The organism is Nocardia sp. NPDC005366, assembly GCF_040606855.1.
Lineage (GTDB): Bacteria > Actinomycetota > Actinomycetes > Mycobacteriales > Mycobacteriaceae > Nocardia.
Window position 1 is genome coordinate 36332 of record NZ_JBEXFQ010000005.1, and the last position, 15385, is coordinate 51716.

Annotated in this window: 15 protein-coding genes; 7 read left to right on the forward strand and 8 right to left on the reverse strand. The window is 65.6% G+C overall.

The window, feature by feature from the left end:
- Nucleotides 1-28: 28 nt before the first annotated feature.
- The 4 genes from ABZS43_RS07615 to ABZS43_RS07630 all read left to right on the forward strand — a co-directional run bounded on the left by ABZS43_RS07615 (nucleotide 29) and on the right by ABZS43_RS07630 (nucleotide 4539).
- Entirely contained in the window at nucleotides 29-460 is a 432-nt protein-coding gene (locus ABZS43_RS07615; RefSeq protein ID WP_355035017.1) for a succinate dehydrogenase hydrophobic membrane anchor subunit, read from the forward strand.
- A gap of 108 nt (nucleotides 461-568) precedes the next feature.
- Nucleotides 569-2320, forward strand: coding sequence for a succinate dehydrogenase flavoprotein subunit (gene sdhA, locus ABZS43_RS07620; RefSeq protein WP_355035218.1), 1752 nt, complete (start codon nucleotides 569-571; stop codon nucleotides 2318-2320).
- Nucleotides 2320-3093: a succinate dehydrogenase iron-sulfur subunit gene (locus ABZS43_RS07625; RefSeq protein ID WP_355035018.1), complete on the forward strand. Its 774-nt coding sequence runs from the start codon at nucleotides 2320-2322 to the stop codon at nucleotides 3091-3093. Before sdhA ends, ABZS43_RS07625 begins: the two co-directional genes overlap by 1 nt.
- Before the next feature lie 36 nt (nucleotides 3094-3129).
- The gene (locus ABZS43_RS07630; RefSeq protein WP_355035019.1) at nucleotides 3130-4539 is read left to right on the forward strand and encodes an XRE family transcriptional regulator; all 1410 of its coding nucleotides are present in this window, start codon (nucleotides 3130-3132) and stop codon (nucleotides 4537-4539) included.
- Nucleotides 4540-4589: 50 nt separating this feature from the next.
- On the opposite strand, the gene ABZS43_RS07635 is transcribed toward ABZS43_RS07630, so the two are convergent.
- The 3 genes from ABZS43_RS07635 to ABZS43_RS07645 all read right to left on the reverse strand — a co-directional run bounded on the left by ABZS43_RS07635 (nucleotide 4590) and on the right by ABZS43_RS07645 (nucleotide 6592).
- Nucleotides 4590-5516: an alpha/beta hydrolase gene (locus tag ABZS43_RS07635; RefSeq protein WP_355035020.1), complete on the reverse strand. Its 927-nt coding sequence runs from the start codon at nucleotides 5514-5516 to the stop codon at nucleotides 4590-4592.
- Between the two features lie 91 nt (nucleotides 5517-5607).
- On the reverse strand, nucleotides 5608-6291 hold the full coding sequence (radC, locus tag ABZS43_RS07640; protein WP_355035021.1) for a DNA repair protein RadC: 684 nt from the start codon (nucleotides 6289-6291) through the stop codon (nucleotides 5608-5610).
- 94 nt (nucleotides 6292-6385) lie between these two features.
- Nucleotides 6386-6592: a type II toxin-antitoxin system VapB family antitoxin gene (locus ABZS43_RS07645; RefSeq protein ID WP_355035022.1), complete on the reverse strand. Its 207-nt coding sequence runs from the start codon at nucleotides 6590-6592 to the stop codon at nucleotides 6386-6388.
- Between the two features lie 300 nt (nucleotides 6593-6892).
- On the opposite strand from ABZS43_RS07645, the gene ABZS43_RS07650 reads away from it, so the two are divergent.
- Both ABZS43_RS07650 and ABZS43_RS07655 read left to right on the forward strand, forming a co-directional pair.
- Nucleotides 6893-7792: a phenylalanine 4-monooxygenase gene (locus ABZS43_RS07650; protein WP_355035023.1), complete on the forward strand. Its 900-nt coding sequence runs from the start codon at nucleotides 6893-6895 to the stop codon at nucleotides 7790-7792.
- A 98-nt stretch (nucleotides 7793-7890) separates the two neighbouring features.
- Nucleotides 7891-8571 carry a SnoaL-like polyketide cyclase gene (locus tag ABZS43_RS07655; protein ID WP_355035024.1) on the forward strand — a complete coding sequence of 227 codons (681 nt, stop codon included), beginning with the start codon at nucleotides 7891-7893 and terminating at the stop codon, nucleotides 8569-8571.
- Nucleotides 8572-8608: 37 nt separating this feature from the next.
- Here ABZS43_RS07655 and ABZS43_RS07660 read toward each other — a convergent pair whose 3' ends face one another.
- Nucleotides 8609-9235: a TetR family transcriptional regulator gene (locus ABZS43_RS07660; protein WP_355035025.1), complete on the reverse strand. Its 627-nt coding sequence runs from the start codon at nucleotides 9233-9235 to the stop codon at nucleotides 8609-8611.
- Nucleotides 9225-10748 carry an MFS transporter gene (locus ABZS43_RS07665; RefSeq protein WP_355035026.1) on the reverse strand — a complete coding sequence of 508 codons (1524 nt, stop codon included), beginning with the start codon at nucleotides 10746-10748 and terminating at the stop codon, nucleotides 9225-9227. Before ABZS43_RS07665 ends, ABZS43_RS07660 begins: the two co-directional genes overlap by 11 nt.
- Nucleotides 10749-10911: 163 nt before the next feature.
- On the opposite strand from ABZS43_RS07665, the gene ABZS43_RS07670 reads away from it, so the two are divergent.
- A complete protein-coding gene (locus ABZS43_RS07670; RefSeq protein WP_355035027.1) occupies nucleotides 10912-12228 on the forward strand; it encodes a D-alanyl-D-alanine carboxypeptidase family protein in 1317 nt (438 codons plus the stop codon).
- 37 nt (nucleotides 12229-12265) lie between these two features.
- Here ABZS43_RS07670 and yhjD read toward each other — a convergent pair whose 3' ends face one another.
- Genes yhjD through ABZS43_RS07685 form a run of 3 tightly spaced genes read right to left on the reverse strand, consistent with a single transcriptional unit; the run spans nucleotide 12266 to nucleotide 15323 of the window.
- A complete protein-coding gene (gene yhjD, locus ABZS43_RS07675) occupies nucleotides 12266-13294 on the reverse strand; it encodes an inner membrane protein YhjD (protein WP_355035028.1) in 1029 nt (342 codons plus the stop codon).
- Between the two features lie 42 nt (nucleotides 13295-13336).
- Nucleotides 13337-14368, reverse strand: a complete 1032-nt coding sequence (gene trpS / locus ABZS43_RS07680) for a tryptophan--tRNA ligase (RefSeq protein ID WP_355035029.1) — start codon at nucleotides 14366-14368, stop codon at nucleotides 13337-13339.
- Between the two features lie 4 nt (nucleotides 14369-14372).
- The gene (locus ABZS43_RS07685) at nucleotides 14373-15323 is read right to left on the reverse strand and encodes an oxygenase MpaB family protein (RefSeq protein WP_355035030.1); all 951 of its coding nucleotides are present in this window, start codon (nucleotides 15321-15323) and stop codon (nucleotides 14373-14375) included.
- Between the last annotated feature and the right edge of the window lie 62 nt (nucleotides 15324-15385).

Genomic DNA, 15385 nt, shown 5'->3' on the forward strand with positions numbered 1-15385 from the left:
GCGAACGAATCATCAGCGAGGCACTGGCATGAGCGCACCCGTTCTCGGCAAGTCCTATGACCGGCCCGCGAGCCTGGATCTGCCCCGCTCCCCGCGCGCCCGCGCCAACAGCAATTTCGAGAAATACGCGTGGCTGTTCATGCGTTTCTCCGGCCTGCTGTTGATCGTGCTCGTGCTGGGCCACATGGCGATCATGCTGCTGCTCGACGGCGGCGTGAAACGCCTCAACTTCGCCTTCGTGGCCGGTCGCTGGTCGAGCCCGTTCTGGCAGATGTGGGACCTCACCATGCTGTGGTTGGCCCAGTTGCACGGCGGTAACGGCCTGCGCACTGTGATCGCGGACTACTCGCGCAAGGATTCGACCCGCTTCTGGCTGAACACCGCCCTGGCGATCTCGATGATCCTGATCATGGGCGTCGGCACCTACGTCATCTTCACCTTCGACCCCAACATCAGTTAGGAACAGGCCACCTCACATGAGTGAGCGCAGCGAACGAATCATCGACACAGCGTGCTTCGCACAGGCCGGAGCCGAGCGCAGCGAGGTGCAGGCATGAGTGAGTCCCGGATTCAGGAGCACCGCTACGACGTCGTGATCGTCGGCGCGGGCGGCGCCGGCATGCGTGCGGCGATCGAGGCGGGCCCCCGCGCTCGGACGGCGGTCCTGACCAAGCTGTACCCGACCCGCAGCCATACCGGCGCGGCGCAGGGCGGCATGTGCGCGGCGCTGGCCAACGTCGAAGAGGACAACTGGGAATGGCACACCTTCGACACCGTCAAGGGTGGTGACTACCTCGTCGACCAGGACGCCGCGGAGATCATGGCCAAGGAGGCCATCGACGCGGTGATGGACCTCGAGAAGATGGGTCTGCCGTTCAACCGGACCCCCGAGGGCAAGATCGACCAGCGCCGCTTCGGCGGTCACACCCGCGATCACGGCAAGGCCCCGGTCCGCCGCGCGTGCTACGCCGCCGACCGCACCGGCCATATGATCCTGCAGACGCTGTACCAGAACTGCGTCAAGCACGACGTGGAGTTCTACAACGAGTTCTACGTTCTCGACCTGGTGATGACCGACAGCGACCGCGGCCCGGTCGCCACCGGCGTCGTCGCCTACGAGCTTGCCACCGGCGACATCCATGTCTTCCACGCCAAGGCGATCGTCTTCGCCACCGGCGGCTCCGGCCGGATGTACAAGACCACCTCGAACGCGCACACGCTGACCGGCGACGGTATGGCGATCGTGTTCCGCAAGGGCCTGCCGCTCGAGGACATGGAGTTCCACCAGTTCCATCCGACGGGCCTGGCCGGACTCGGCATCCTCATCTCGGAGGCCGTCCGCGGTGAGGGCGGCATCCTGCGCAACGCATCCGGCGAACGCTTCATGGAGCGCTACGCCCCCACCATCAAGGACCTCGCGCCGCGCGATATCGTCGCCCGCTCGATGGTGCTCGAGGTGCTGGAGGGTCGTGGCGCCGGACCGAACAAGGATTACGTCTACATCGACGTGACCCACCTCGGCGAGGACGTGCTCGAGGAAAAGCTGCCCGACATCACCGAGTTCGCCCGCACCTACCTCGGTGTGGATCCGGTGCACGAACTGGTGCCGGTCATGCCGACCTGTCACTACGTCATGGGTGGCATCCCGACCCGGATCCGCGGCGAGGTGCTGCGCAACAACACCGACGTCGTCCCCGGCCTGTACGCCGCGGGCGAATGCGCGTGCGTCTCGGTGCACGGCTCCAACCGCCTCGGCACCAATTCGCTGCTCGATATCAACGTCTTCGGCAGGCGCGCGGGTATCGCGGCCGCGGAATACGCCCAGCGCACCGAATTCGTGGAGATGCCCGAGGCTCCCGCGCGGATGGTGCAGGACTGGCTGGAGCTGATCCTGTCCGATCACGGCACCGAGCGGGTCGCCGATATCCGGACCGAATTGCAGTACACGATGGATATGAACGCCGCCGTGTTCCGCACCGAGGACACCCTCAAGCAGGCGCTCACCGATATCCACGCGCTCAAGGAGCGCTACGCGCGAATCACCGTGCAGGACAAGGGCAAGCGCTACAACAGCGATCTGCTCGAGGCCGTCGAACTGGGCTTCCTGCTCGAGTTGGCCGAGGTCACCGTGGTCGGCGCGCTCAACCGCAAGGAATCGCGCGGCGGCCACGCCCGCGAGGACTACCCGGACCGCGACGACGTGAACTTCATGCGGCACACGATGGCCTACAAGGAGGGTCCGGAGCTGATCTCCGATATCCGCCTCGATTTCAAGCCGGTGGTGCAGACCCGTTACGAGCCGATGGAGCGTAAGTACTGATGACTGCTGTAGCCGAAGCACCTTCTTCGCAGAAACCGGCTCCCGTGCCCGAGGGCTCGGTGATGGTCACCGTCAAGGTGGCGCGGTTCAACCCGGAGGACGACAAAGGCGCGCACTGGGATTCGTTCCAGGTGCCGGTGCTGCCGACCGACCGCTTCCTGAACGTGCTCATCTACATCAAGTCCTACCTGGACGGCACGCTCACCTTCCGTCGTTCCTGTGCGCACGGCGTCTGCGGTTCGGACGCGGTGCGGATCAACGGTGTGAACCGGCTCGCCTGCAAGGTCCTGATGAAGGACATGCTGCCCAAGGGCGGTAAAACCCTCACCGTCACCGTCGAGCCCATCCGCGGCCTGCCCGTGGAAAAGGATCTCGTGGTGAATATGGAGCCGTTCTTCGACGCGTTCCGCGCCGTGAAGCCCTACCTGATGACCTCGGGTAACGAGCCCACCCGCGAACGCATCCAGAGCCAGGCCGACCGCGCCCGGTTCGACGACACCACCAAGTGCATCCTGTGCGCCTGCTGCACCACCTCCTGCCCCGTGTACTGGAGCGACGGCAGCTACTTCGGCCCGGCCGCGATCGTGAACGCCCACCGCTTCATCTTCGACAGCCGCGACGAGGGCGCCCGCGAACGCCTCGACATCCTCAATGACGTCGAAGGCGTGTGGCGTTGCCGCACCACCTTCAACTGCACCGACGCCTGCCCCCGTGGCATCGAGGTCACCAAGGCCATCCAGGAAGTCAAGCGCGCCCTGCTCTTCGCCCGCTGATCGAGGAAACACCCACGAAGGCCGTCCCATCGAAAGGTGCGGGCGGCCTTCGTCGGTCCCGGATCACAGGCCGAGCTGGCAGCCGCCATCAACTTGGACAGATCGGCTCTGGCGAAGATCGAGGGCGGAACCCGACGTGTCTCGGCACTCGAACTCGCCTCGATCGCCACCGAGGTCGGCGAACGCGTCGAGTGGTTCATCCACGCCTCCACCCCGGCAATCGTCTCACATCGCAATCTCCAGGAACCGGGCTCGCCCAGCCCGGAAATCGATCGCGTACTCGAGCGCATCGCGTGGAACGTCGAGTTCGTCATGGACAACGATCCCGCCTTCACCCTGAATACGCCGACTCCACTGGATAAGCCGACGACGATCAATGAAGCGGAGAATGTCGCGAAGCAGGTTCGCGCTTTGCTTGCCCTCGCTTCCGACGAGCCGGTCCATGACATCGCCGGCGCTGTCGAGCAGTTGGGGCTTCTCGCTTTTTCTTTCGATCTCGGTACCGATGGCGCCGAGGCGGCATCACTCGCGTTGCGCTCTGGAGGCGTAGCGCTGATCAATGGCACGCTGCGCGTGGGTCGACGACGCATCGCATTGGCACACGAACTCGGCCATTACCTCTTCGCCGACGAGTACACAATCGATTGGCGACTCGGCACGAGCGACGACGACGCGGCATGGGAAGCTCGACTCGATCGTTTCGCCCGCGCTGTACTACTTCCCGCTACTGCCATCCCTCGCGAGTGGAATGAAGCGGTGTCCGTAAACGACACCCGGACGGCTGCGGTACTTCTGGGGAGCAAATACCAGGTCGATATGACGACGCTGGCACTGCGCTTGAAAGAGCTCGGCGCTATCAACGGAAATCAATTCAACTTCATCAGGTCGGTCCGTACCACCCAAGCCGACATCATAGAATTGGACCTCGTGCTTCGTCACGATCTCGAACCGAAGTACCTCGCTCGCGTATACGAAAAGGCCGTTCTTCGCCTCCACCGCGCATCGGTCGTTTCACCCGCCCGCGCTGTCGTCGGTGAACCGAGAAGCCTGGGTGCGTCCGACCGGCGGGTACGCGCTGTCCTCGAAACCGGTTGGATCGAACAGCGAGAATTGCGGAGTCCGGCAGAGCTGGAAGCATTCGCAGACTTCTCGGCTCGCTTGGTCCGCAATGACCGCAATCGCGGGGAGGCCGGAGTGCTCGCACTGGCGCGAACTCTGCCAGGCATCGCCGTCATAGATGACGCGGCGGGCAGAAAGGCGGCCAGAGACTTTCACATAGAAAACAGCCCAACGCTGCGACTGTTGTGCGACGCCATTCGACAGGGACTCCTGACTGTCCCGCTCGTATCCATATTGGCCGACGATCTGCTCATCAATGAATATCGTCTACCGTTCAAGCCCGGCGATTTCGAAAAATGGGCGCGCGAGAATGGCATGCTGGACTGACCTCTGAGTGGCGATCTCACGAAGGCCTCCCCGAAGGTGCGGCAGCTTCGTTATTCGGCGGGTGGCGCGGCGGCGCGGGTGTGGACGTCACGGATCGCTTCGATGATCGCGTCGGGTTCATCGAGTTGGATGGTGCTGTGCCTGGCGGTTGGCAGCGGCCGATATTCGCCGTTGGTCACCGATTCGGCCATGGCGGCGTACAGCCGCGCCTTACTGTCGTTCAATTGACCGAGCATCTTCTTCGACAGCGAAAGACGTTGGCCGGAGTCGCTTCCGAGGGCGGCGATGGCGATGAGCGGAACGTCGGGGAACGCCGGGCCGGCTTTCAGTTCCTCGCGCAGCGCGGTCATATTGCTTCGCTCCTTCGCGCCGATCACCATCCAGTCTCGATCGACATGTCCCGCGACGAGCGGCGTGCGGATCTCGGCGGGCCAGGCCGAGAACATCTTTCGATAGAAGGGGCGAGACAGCACGCGCAGCAGGGTGGTCTGGAACCGGCCGGGGACGGCATCGGGGGTCTGATCCAGATATAAATCCTCGGGCATATAGGCGTCCCAGTCCTCGGAGAACGATTCCAGGGCGACAAGACCGGCCACATCACCGGGGAACATCTGCGCGAATCGGCGCGCGTACGCCCCACCGAGCGAATGCGCGACGAGGATATAGGGCCCGTCGATACCGGCGGTCGACAGCAGCGAACGCAGTTCTGCCGCGACTTCGCTTGCGGTGCGCGGTAATTCGATGCGGTCGCTCCAACCGGTGCCGCCGCGGTCGTAGAGCACCGAGGTGGTGAACGCGGCGACCGCCTCGTGGATTTTCAGGTAGTCGAGGCCGACCGAGTTCGCGCCGGGCAGGAACACTACGGCGGGGCCGCCCTCACCGGAACGGTGCAGGAACAATCGCCGCCCCGCGACCCGGTAGCGGTCGCCGATCGGAGGTATGCCGCCATCGTTGCGCTCCACAGCCTGCTGGTTCATCGACCACCTTCCGCGAGGTTTATACGCACAAGTATACGTATATCCCCTATGGCGGGTCCCATCGGACCGCGATCCCCGCCGAGCGGCAGTCTCAATCCCCGCCGAGCCGCAGAGGCGCGGCGCGCGACCAATCCTCCCCCGCCACCACCACGTGATCGAGGAAACGTAAGCCGACGGTACGAGCGGCCTCGACGAGCAGGGTGGTGGCGCGACGATCATCGAGACTGGGGGCCGGGTCGCCGGACGGGTGGTTGTGCACGATCGCGAAGGCGCGCCCGTCGTGCCGTAGGACGGTGTTGAGAATTTCCCGCACGGGGACGGCCACCTGATCGATCGCGCCCTCGGCGACGAAAACCTTGCGCCTCAGGCGGTGCTGCGCATCGCACACGAGTACGAGTAGCCGCTCCACCCGTTCGCCCGCGAACAGCGGACCCGCGACACCGACCACGTCGGCGGCGCTCTCCAGGCGCGGCGCGAGGTCGATACTGTGCCGCACCCTGGCCCCGAGTTGGAAGGCGGCCGCGATCGTCGCGGCCTTCGCCGGCCCCACCCCGGTACGCAGGGCCAACTCCTCCGGCCTTGCCGCGGCGAGCCCGGCGAGCCCGCCGTGTTCGGCCAGCAACTCCGCGGCCATGTCCAGGGCACTCTCCCCGCGCCGACCCTGCCCGAGTAGCAGGGCCAGCAGTTCGCTGTCGCTCAGCACCCGGGGACCGAGGCTGAGCAGTCGCTCCCTCGGACGCTGGCCGAACGGCAGATCCGCGATCGGTACCGACATGCGCAGCCCCCTCGAATGCGTTGGTCGACTCGCATGATGCCAGCAGCCACCGACAAGATCGGAGTCGACGCGTTCGGACGGGAGCGGCTTGCGTCTAACCGCCTGCCACGGTGACTATCTCCGGTCCAGGCCTCGCGCTCAGCGCCCCCGACGCCAACCGCTCCAGATGATGGAGTTGTCGTTCGTGTACCACGATTCGACGCAGCGCCTCGTTGACGGTGGCGTTACTGTTGGACGTCCCCATAATGGCGGCGGCAGCGGCCAACAGTTTCTGGTCGAGATCGATCCGCACGCTGTTCATGCGCCCTCCTTCGTGCTTTCGTCATCTTGCGGCATCGAGCCCGCTCATATACGGCAAATGGCGCAGTCGGATCGGTCCGGGGAATCACGGCGGCCACGCAACCTTCGCAACCGTCGTGCGTACACCCGGCGGTGCGCCCCGAATCTCCGGGCGAAAGGTGCGCACGCCAACTGGTCATATCCGCGTCCCGATGACATCTTCCTCTCGGGACGGCGAGGACAGATCACGGTCATCTAGTCAGTTTGCGCAGTTGGGCGTGGCTTTGTTGTCGCATCGGGCACTCGGTGCTTGCATCGAAGTATGTTCACCGAGGCCAAATTGTATTCACCGGTGACAAGGACCGGCGGCGATGTGACCGTCCATCTGAGCGCCGAGCATCCCGGCGTGCACGACCCGGAGTACCGGGCACGCCGCAATGCGATCGCGGCGCTCGCGCTGGAGTACACGCCGGATGCGCCGCTACCGAGAATCGCCTACACCGAGGCCGAGGAACAGGTCTGGCGGACCGTCTCGGTCGAGCTCGCTCGCAAACATCGCAGCCACGCCTGCGCCGAAGTGCTGGCGGCATCAGAACGCCTCGCGCTGCCAACCGATCACATACCGCAACTGGACGAGGTCTCCGCCGCGCTGTCCCCGCTGACCGGTTTTCGCTATGTCCCCGCCGCGGGTCTGGTGCCGCTGCGTGAATTCTTCGGCTCCTTCGCCGACCGGATCTTCCACTCGACCCAGTACATCCGGCACCATTCGGCCCCGCTCTACACGCCCGAACCCGATGCCATCCACGAGATCATCGGCCACGCCACCCAGATCGCCAGTCCCCGATTCGCCGCGATCTACGAAACAGTCGGCGCGGCGGTCGCCCGGCTGCGGACCGATGCCGCGCTGAAATTCCTCGCCGACGTCTTCTGGTTCTCCCTCGAATTCGGGGTGATCCGAGAACACGACGAAATTCGTGCCTACGGAGCGGGACTGCTCTCCTCCTACGGCGAGATCGATGAATTCCGGCAGGCCGAACTACGCCCGCTGGATGTGTCGGCCATGGGGACCGGCGCCTATGACATCACTCACTATCAACCAATTCTATTCTGCGCGGAATCGATATCGGAAATCGAGGACGTGATCGGCGGGTTCTTCGAGACCATGGACGACGAAACCCCCATGCGCGTGCACTCTCACGCCAATGTCGCAGGTGCGCAATAGGTTTCACTCCGACTTGGGGGTTTCCGCTCGTCGTGACAACTCGGCCATCGGCTGTTACGGTCTTTCGCGTCCAACACAGCCTACGGGACGAGAACCAAATGACAATTGATGCAACGGATTCGACGCAGACAGCGGAAACACCGCTGTGGTTGCAGGGCAGGGACGCCGTGGTCGCGGCAGCCGCGCCCGAGGACTGGCGTCATGAAGCGCCGGATTACCACCTGACCGAGGTGACCGTGCCGCGTGAGCGCACCACCGAACACGCGCCGGGATCGCTCGAGGCGATCGTCGAGGATCTGGTGCGGGTATTCGAGATGGAGATCTCGCACAAGAAGGATCCGGCGACATGGGTGTCGCTGGTGGCCGAGCACTACCGCGGCCGCGTGAACGGCGGCCCGTGGCAGAACGCCGAGGAGTTCGCGCGAATCGGCAGCTACAACATCCTGATCGGCGACAATCCGTACTACGACGGCGCGGCCGAGACCTTCGAGAGCTCGCACGCGATCTTCCACACCGCGATGCCGAACGGATTCTTCTGGGAGGTACTGGAAGTGATGTCGGGCCCGCCGACCGTCAGCTTCCGCTGGCGGCACTGGGGCAATTACGACGGCCCTTACCGCGAGCATCAGCCCACCGGCGAGCTGATCGAGATGTTCGGTGTGACCATCGCCAGGGTCAGCGAGGATCTGCGCATCCTCGAGCTGGAACACTTCTACGACAACAGCACGCTGCTGCGCCCGCTTGCCCACGGGTGCCCGGTCACCGGTCCGCAGAGCTAGCCGTTCGGAGGCAGGCGCGATACCCGTTCGGCGACGTTCAGGATTCGCCGCGCAGGGGAAATCCCGCCTCCATGAACATCAGCGCCCGGCCGATGTTCTCCGCGTTCATCGGAACCATCTTGGTGACGGCCAGCGCGGCGCCCGCCATGGCCCCCGCCGTGACTCGCACCTCGAAATCGGCCTCGTCCCGACCGAGATAATCGGCCAGCAGGCTGGAGATGAGATCGATACTCCGCTCGAACTCCCTGGTGATGGCGGCGCGCAGATCCGGGACGTGGTACAGCAACGCCTGCCGTTCCTGTTCGAACGCCAACTCCTCATTGGACAGGTTGGCGAAAACCGTCACCACCGCCTCGCGGAACGCCGTCAGCGGCGGGGTGTCGCGCGGCTGCCGCCGGATCGCCTCGATCATCGGCGGGTCGAGGTCGTCGGTGATGACCAACTGTTCCTTGGACGGGAAATAGCGGAAGAAGGTGCTCGGCGAAACCTCCGCCGCTTGCGCGATCTGCTCGATGGTCGTCTCGTTGTAGCCCTGTTCGCGGAACAGGCGAAACGCCTCGGAACGAATCGTCCGGCGCGTACGTTCCTTCTTCCGCTCGCGAAGGCCCTGTGTCTCCGGCAGGGCCTTCGCCGCGGTCCCGTCACCGGGTGAGTCAACCGACATGTGTCGATTCTGGCGTATCGACGGCAACCGGTGCGTCCGATACCGATCTGCGCCCGCGCGGCAGTACCCAGATCGCCAGCGGCACCGCGACCGCACAGATCGCGGCACACACCCACAGCATGGCGTCCATGCCACTGACGAAGGCCGCCTGTACGTGGTCGAGCACCGCCGGATCGCCCGACGCCTTCGCCGCCGCCACGCCGGAATTCACGCTGTCGCGGAGGGGATCGACATCCAGATCACCGAGTTCGGAGCGATAGACGGTCACCGAGACGGTACCGAGCAGCGCCACCGCGACGGTGCCCGCCGCTTGCCGCAGCGCCTGCAACAGCGCCGAGCCCATCCCCGCGCGCGCCACCTCGAGATCATCGATGGCCACGGCCATACCCACCGGCATGGCGACACCCATTCCCGCCCCGGTGAGCGCGATCCACGATGCGCTGTACCAATACGGGGTATCGAGCGCGGTGCGCGCACCGAGTCCGAGCCCGACCGCGAGCGCCACCAGACCCACGGTGACCAGTGGACCCGCCCCCAGCCTCGGCAGCAGCCGATCGCACAGTCGCGCTCCGACGACGAGCCCCCCGATCAACGGCAGTAACCGCAGTCCGCTGCCGAGTGCGTCGGTGCCGAGCACCGCCTGGTGATACTGCGGCACCGTGAAGAACAGGCCGAACATGCCGAAGGTGATCAGCACCGTGAACACCGCGCCCCAGCGGAAACCGGCGGCGCGGAACAGCGCCAGATCGATGAGCGGGTATGCCGCACGGCGCTGCCACAGCAGGAATACCCCGAGCACCGCGACACCTGCGGCGAGCACAGCCCACGCCGGGCCGTCGCCCCAGCCCTCATCGCCGAGACGGATGAACCCGTATGTCAGACCGAGCATTCCGGCCATCGATGACAACGCGCCGACCACGTCGAGCGGACGCCGATCCGGGTTGCGCGATTCCGGAACCAACGCCGCGACCGCCGACGCCCCGATGACCACCATCGGGACATTGATCAGGAAGACAGAGCCCCACCAGAAGTTGTCGATCAGCCACCCGCCGAGGATCGGGCCGAGCGGTAATCCGATCGCCGTCGACGTCACCCAGACCGACATCGCGCGTGCCCGCTCGCCGGCGTCGGGGAACAGCACCGGCAGCACCGCCATCGACAGCGGCATCATGGCCGCCGCCGCGAGACCGAGGACGACGCGGGCGGCGATGAGCTGACCGGACGACGCGGCGAACGCACAGGCCAGCGATGCGGCGCCGAACAGGATCAGCGCGCCGAGCAGGATCTTCTTGCGCCCGTACCGGTCGCCGAGCGCACCGGCGGGCAGCATCATCGCCGCGAGCGCGAGCGTGTAGGCCGAGCTGAACCATTGCAGCGCACCGCTGTTCGCGTTCAGGTCGACCGCGAGGGTCGGCAGCGCGACCGTCAGCACGGTCATATCGAGCCCAATGGTGAGCATCGCCACCGCGAGCGCGCCGAGCGCCAGCCAGCGCCGAGCGGAATCCGTCGTCATACCGCACTCCTGAATGAGAGTTACTATAATTTGATATTAGCTCTCATTTAAGAGTTGATGTCAATATATGCGCGACGCCGCGCCGACCGACCGAGGGTCCGCCCCGCCCAGCGTGACCGCGTGCCCCGACATCCGGCGGGACCGACCGATAGGCTTCGAGCCGATGAAATTTCGGAATTCTCGCCTCCTCGCCGCGCTCTGCCTCGTCTCCACGCTGATCACGATGGCCGCGACCGGCGCCGGATCGACCGCACCCTCCCACGCGGAGCCGCCGGGTAGCACGACAAGCACACCGTTCACGACACCCAATACCGATACCTGCCCGCAGAAAACCAGACCCCCGGCCCCCATCGACCTGTCCGAGGTACCCGCCGCCGGGGAGCCGACGCCGAGCGCGCTGGCGATCCCGGCGTCCCCGGTGGGCGGTACCCGCATGGGCGAGTGCGGGGTCGTGCTCCCCAAAGGCGCACTCGCTGTGCCGGAAGAGATTTCGGCGACCTCGTGGATGGTGTCCGACCTCGACACCGGTGAAGTGCTCGCCGCCAAGGATCCGCACGGCCGCTACCGGCCCGCGAGCACGATCAAAGTGCTGCTCGCCACCGTCGCCCTGCGCGCCCTCGACCTGAACAAGACGGTGATCGGCACCCAGGCCGACGCCGATGCGGACGGCACCAGGGTCGGCATCGGGCCCGGCGGCCGATACACCAACCTCCAACTCATGCAGGCCCTCATCATGGCCTCGGGCAACGATGCCGCGCACGCCATCGCGGCCCAGCTCGGCGGCGACGGCGCGACCGTTGCCAAAATGAACAATGTCGCGAAATCGTTGTCCGCCTTGGACACTCGTGCCGCCACCCCGTCCGGACTCGACGGCCCCGGCATGAGCACCTCGGCCTACGATCTGTCGACGCTGTTCCGCGAGGCCATGACCATCCCCCTGTTCGCCGAACTGATCCACACCGAGCAGGTCGACTTCCCAGGGTTTCCCGAGGATCCGAAGGATCCCGACGACAAGGACCGCCCCGGATTCACCATCGGCAACGACAATCAACTGCTCTACAACTACGACGGCGCGATCGGCGGCAAGACCGGATTCACCGACGACGCCAGACAGACCTTCGTGGCCGCGGCCGAGCGCGACGGCCGCCGACTGGTGGTATCCCTGCTCAAGGCCGACGTGAAACCGATCCGCCCGTGGGAACAGGCCGCACGACTACTCGACTACGGATTCGCGCTCCCGCGCGGCACCAAGGTCGGCACCCTCCCGACGCCAGAACGCCTCGTGCCGAAGGACGCGCCCGCACTGGCCGCCCCACCCGCCGACGACACCGTCCAGCAGGCGGAACCGCAGGGCGAGACACCTCATTCGGACACCGAGACGGTGCTGCTGGTCGGCGGTGTGGTTGTGATCCTCGCACTGCTCATCGGCGCACGCCGCGCCAGTCGTCCGCGCCGCGACCGGTACCGACGCCGCCGCTGATCGGCGGTCACGCGCGAGCGGTGGACCGGTCGGGTACTCAGCGCCGATCCGACAGCCGACGCAGCTGTGACAGGGCCAGCGCGGCGAGAGCGCCGGCGCCGAAGGCCGCAGCCGCACCCGGCGACATGCCCGAGCTGCTCACCCGTGGCCTGATGACGGCGGGGGCGGGCGCGGGGATATCGGCTTCGCGCATATTGTCGGAGGCGGTGGCGGCCCAGGCGGTGGCGAACAGGATGATCCGGTAGGTGATGTAGCTGAACACCATCAGACCGATGATGGATCCGAAGGTAGCGCCCGCCGGGCTGCGCAGCACGATCTGCAAGTAGATCGAGGCGATGAATTTGAACGCCTCGAACGCCACCGCCGCCAACAGCGCCGCTCTCGCCGCGCTTTTCAGCGTGACGGGTTCGCGCGGCAGTCTTGCGATGATCCAGGCCAAAACCGCCCAGGTCGCCAGAAGTGCGAGCGCGATGGAGGCCATCGCGAGCAGGAAGCGGGCGCCGGGCAGATTCGAGAGCCCCAAGGTCTCGAGCACTCGCGCGCCGAGACTGCTCGACCCCAGTGCGGACAGTCCGAACGAGACGACGAAGGCCAGGCCAAGGCCGACCAGCGCACCGAGATCCGATAATTTGCTCATCACCCAGTTGGGTTCCCGAGTCTTCTGGTCCCACTGTTCGGTGAGCGCGGCGCGCAGATTCGCCATCCACCCCAACCCGGCATAGGCCGCGCCGAGCAGACCGAGCACGCCGACCGTCCCGCGCGATCTGATGGCTTGATCGATCAACTCGTTGATCTGCGTGCCGAGCGAACCCGGGATGTTCTCGACGATCTTGTCCTGCATCTCGACCAGCAGACTCGGATGACTGGACAGGATGAAACCCGCGACCGCGAAGGCGACCATCAACAGCGGAAACAGCGAAAGCACGGTGAAATAGGTGATTCCGGCGGCGTAGTAATCGCCTCGTTGACTGCGGTAGCGCCCACCCGCCCGGATCATATGAGCCAACCACGGCCGCGCCTGGACCTGTCGTTCGATCCACGCCTTGCTGTTATCGATCGCCTGCACCTGTCCAGCCCCCTTCGACCGAAATTCGCGGGCGCCGCCGGATCAGCGAGTCAGGAAGCCCACCCGATCGTAGACCTGTGCGAGAGTGTTGCCGGCGATCTCGCGCGCCCGCTCGGCGCCGCCTGCGAGGATACGGTCGAGTTCGCCCTGATCCGCCAGGTATTCGTCCACTTTCGCACGCAACGGCGTGACGAATTCGACCAGCGCGTCGGCGACATCGGATTTCAGGTCACCGTAGCCCCTGCCCGCGTAATCCTGTTCCAGGGTGACGATCGGCGCGCCGCTCAGCGAACTGAGGATCACCAGCAGATTGCTGACCCCCGGTTTGGCCTGCGGGTCGTAACGGATCTCGCGCTCGGTGTCGGTGACGGCGGAACGGATTTTCTTCGCCGTCACCTTCGGGTCGTCGAGCAGGTTGATGAGACCGGCGTCCGTCGACGCGGATTTGCTCATCTTCGCCGTCGGATCCTGCAGGTCGTAGATCTTGGCGGTGCCCTTGACGATATGGGCCTCCGGCACCAGGAACGTCTTCTTGAACCGGGTATTGAAGCGCTGGGCCAGGTTTCGGGTGAGCTCGAGATGCTGGCGCTGATCCTCGCCGACCGGCACCTGGTGCGGGCGGTACAGCAGGATGTCGGCGGCCATCAGCACCGGATAGATGAACAAGCCTACGGTGGCGTTCTCGGCGCCCTGTTTGACCGACTTGTCCTTGAACTGGGTCATCCGGCTCGCCTCACCGAAGCCGGTGATGCAGCTGAGCACCCAGGACAGTTCGGCGTGCTCGGGTACCTGACTCTGCACGAACAGCGTCGACTTCTTCGGGTCGATGCCGAGCGCGAGCAACTGCGCCGCCGCGGCCTTGGTGCGCGCCCGCAGTTGTTTGGGATCCTGCGCCACGGTGATGGCGTGCATATCCGGGATGAAGTACAGCGCGTCGTAATCGTCCTGCATCGTCACCCAGTACTGCAGCGCGCCAAGGTAGTTACCGAGGTGGAACGATTCGCTGGTCGGCTGGATCCCGGACAGGACACGCTGCTTGCGCTCTGCGGCCGGGGTGTGCGCAGGACTGGACATGCCCTCAATCTTTCCATGCCGGTCGAGCGGAATTTCGCGCCGCCCAGGTGCGGGGGTCGACGCCGGGCATACTCGGGCGCCCGGTGCGCACGAGTTCGTGTTCGCGCCGCGAGACCAACGTGTAGACCGGCCCGCTCGGCCCGGCCAGGGTGCCGCGCAGCACCGGGGGAACAAGCGGCGGGGAGATATGCGCGGTCCGCACGCCATGGGCGAGGGTGCGGTAGGCGAGTTGATCCGCCGTACCCCAGCGCATTCCGTACATCTCACGAATCCGCGGCGGCAGACTGCCCCGCACCAGCAGGAAGAACGCCGACGTCAGCTGATGCACCGGCATCCGCTGACGGTAGGCCACCTTCTCGCCCGCGAGGTAGGAGCCGACCAGCCGCGCCTCGTCGGTGAGGAACAGTTCGTCCGAGGCCAGGTAGTCGTCGAAATGCCGGCGGAAATCCGGATAGCTCGCCGGCGCGGCGTCGGCGGGCATGCCGAACAGTTGCGCCCATCGCACGTAGTCCTGGTACAGCCCCTCGCGCTCGCCGTCGGTCATGGGCCGTACCAGCAGGTCGTACATCACCTCGGCGGAATCGAAGGTGAAGGCCATGGTCATGAACATCAGGTGCGGATCGAGGGCGGAATACCCGGTGCCCGCGGGGTGGTGCGCCCCCGCGTCCTCGGGGAGCGCGCCCACGACTTTCGCGTGCTTCTTCGTGGTGAAGGCCAACGCGCGATCGGCCTCTTCCTTGGTGCCGAGGAATACCGCCTCGAACAGCTTTCCGGTCAGCGCGAGCCGGGTGTACGGGGTCATCCGGTGCTGGGTGTTCTCCGCGGTGCCTACGTAGAGCAGCGGATGTACCGCGCCGACCACCAGGGCGCGCTGGCCGTAGGTGAGTCCGACCGCGCGTTTGCTCATGACCCGCCGAGCCATCGAATGGTCGGCGAAGTAGCCGGGTTCGGACATGATGCCTCCTGGTCGCGCAGATCTGGCAATAGAATCCCCCAGATCGGCGATTCTGGCAATAC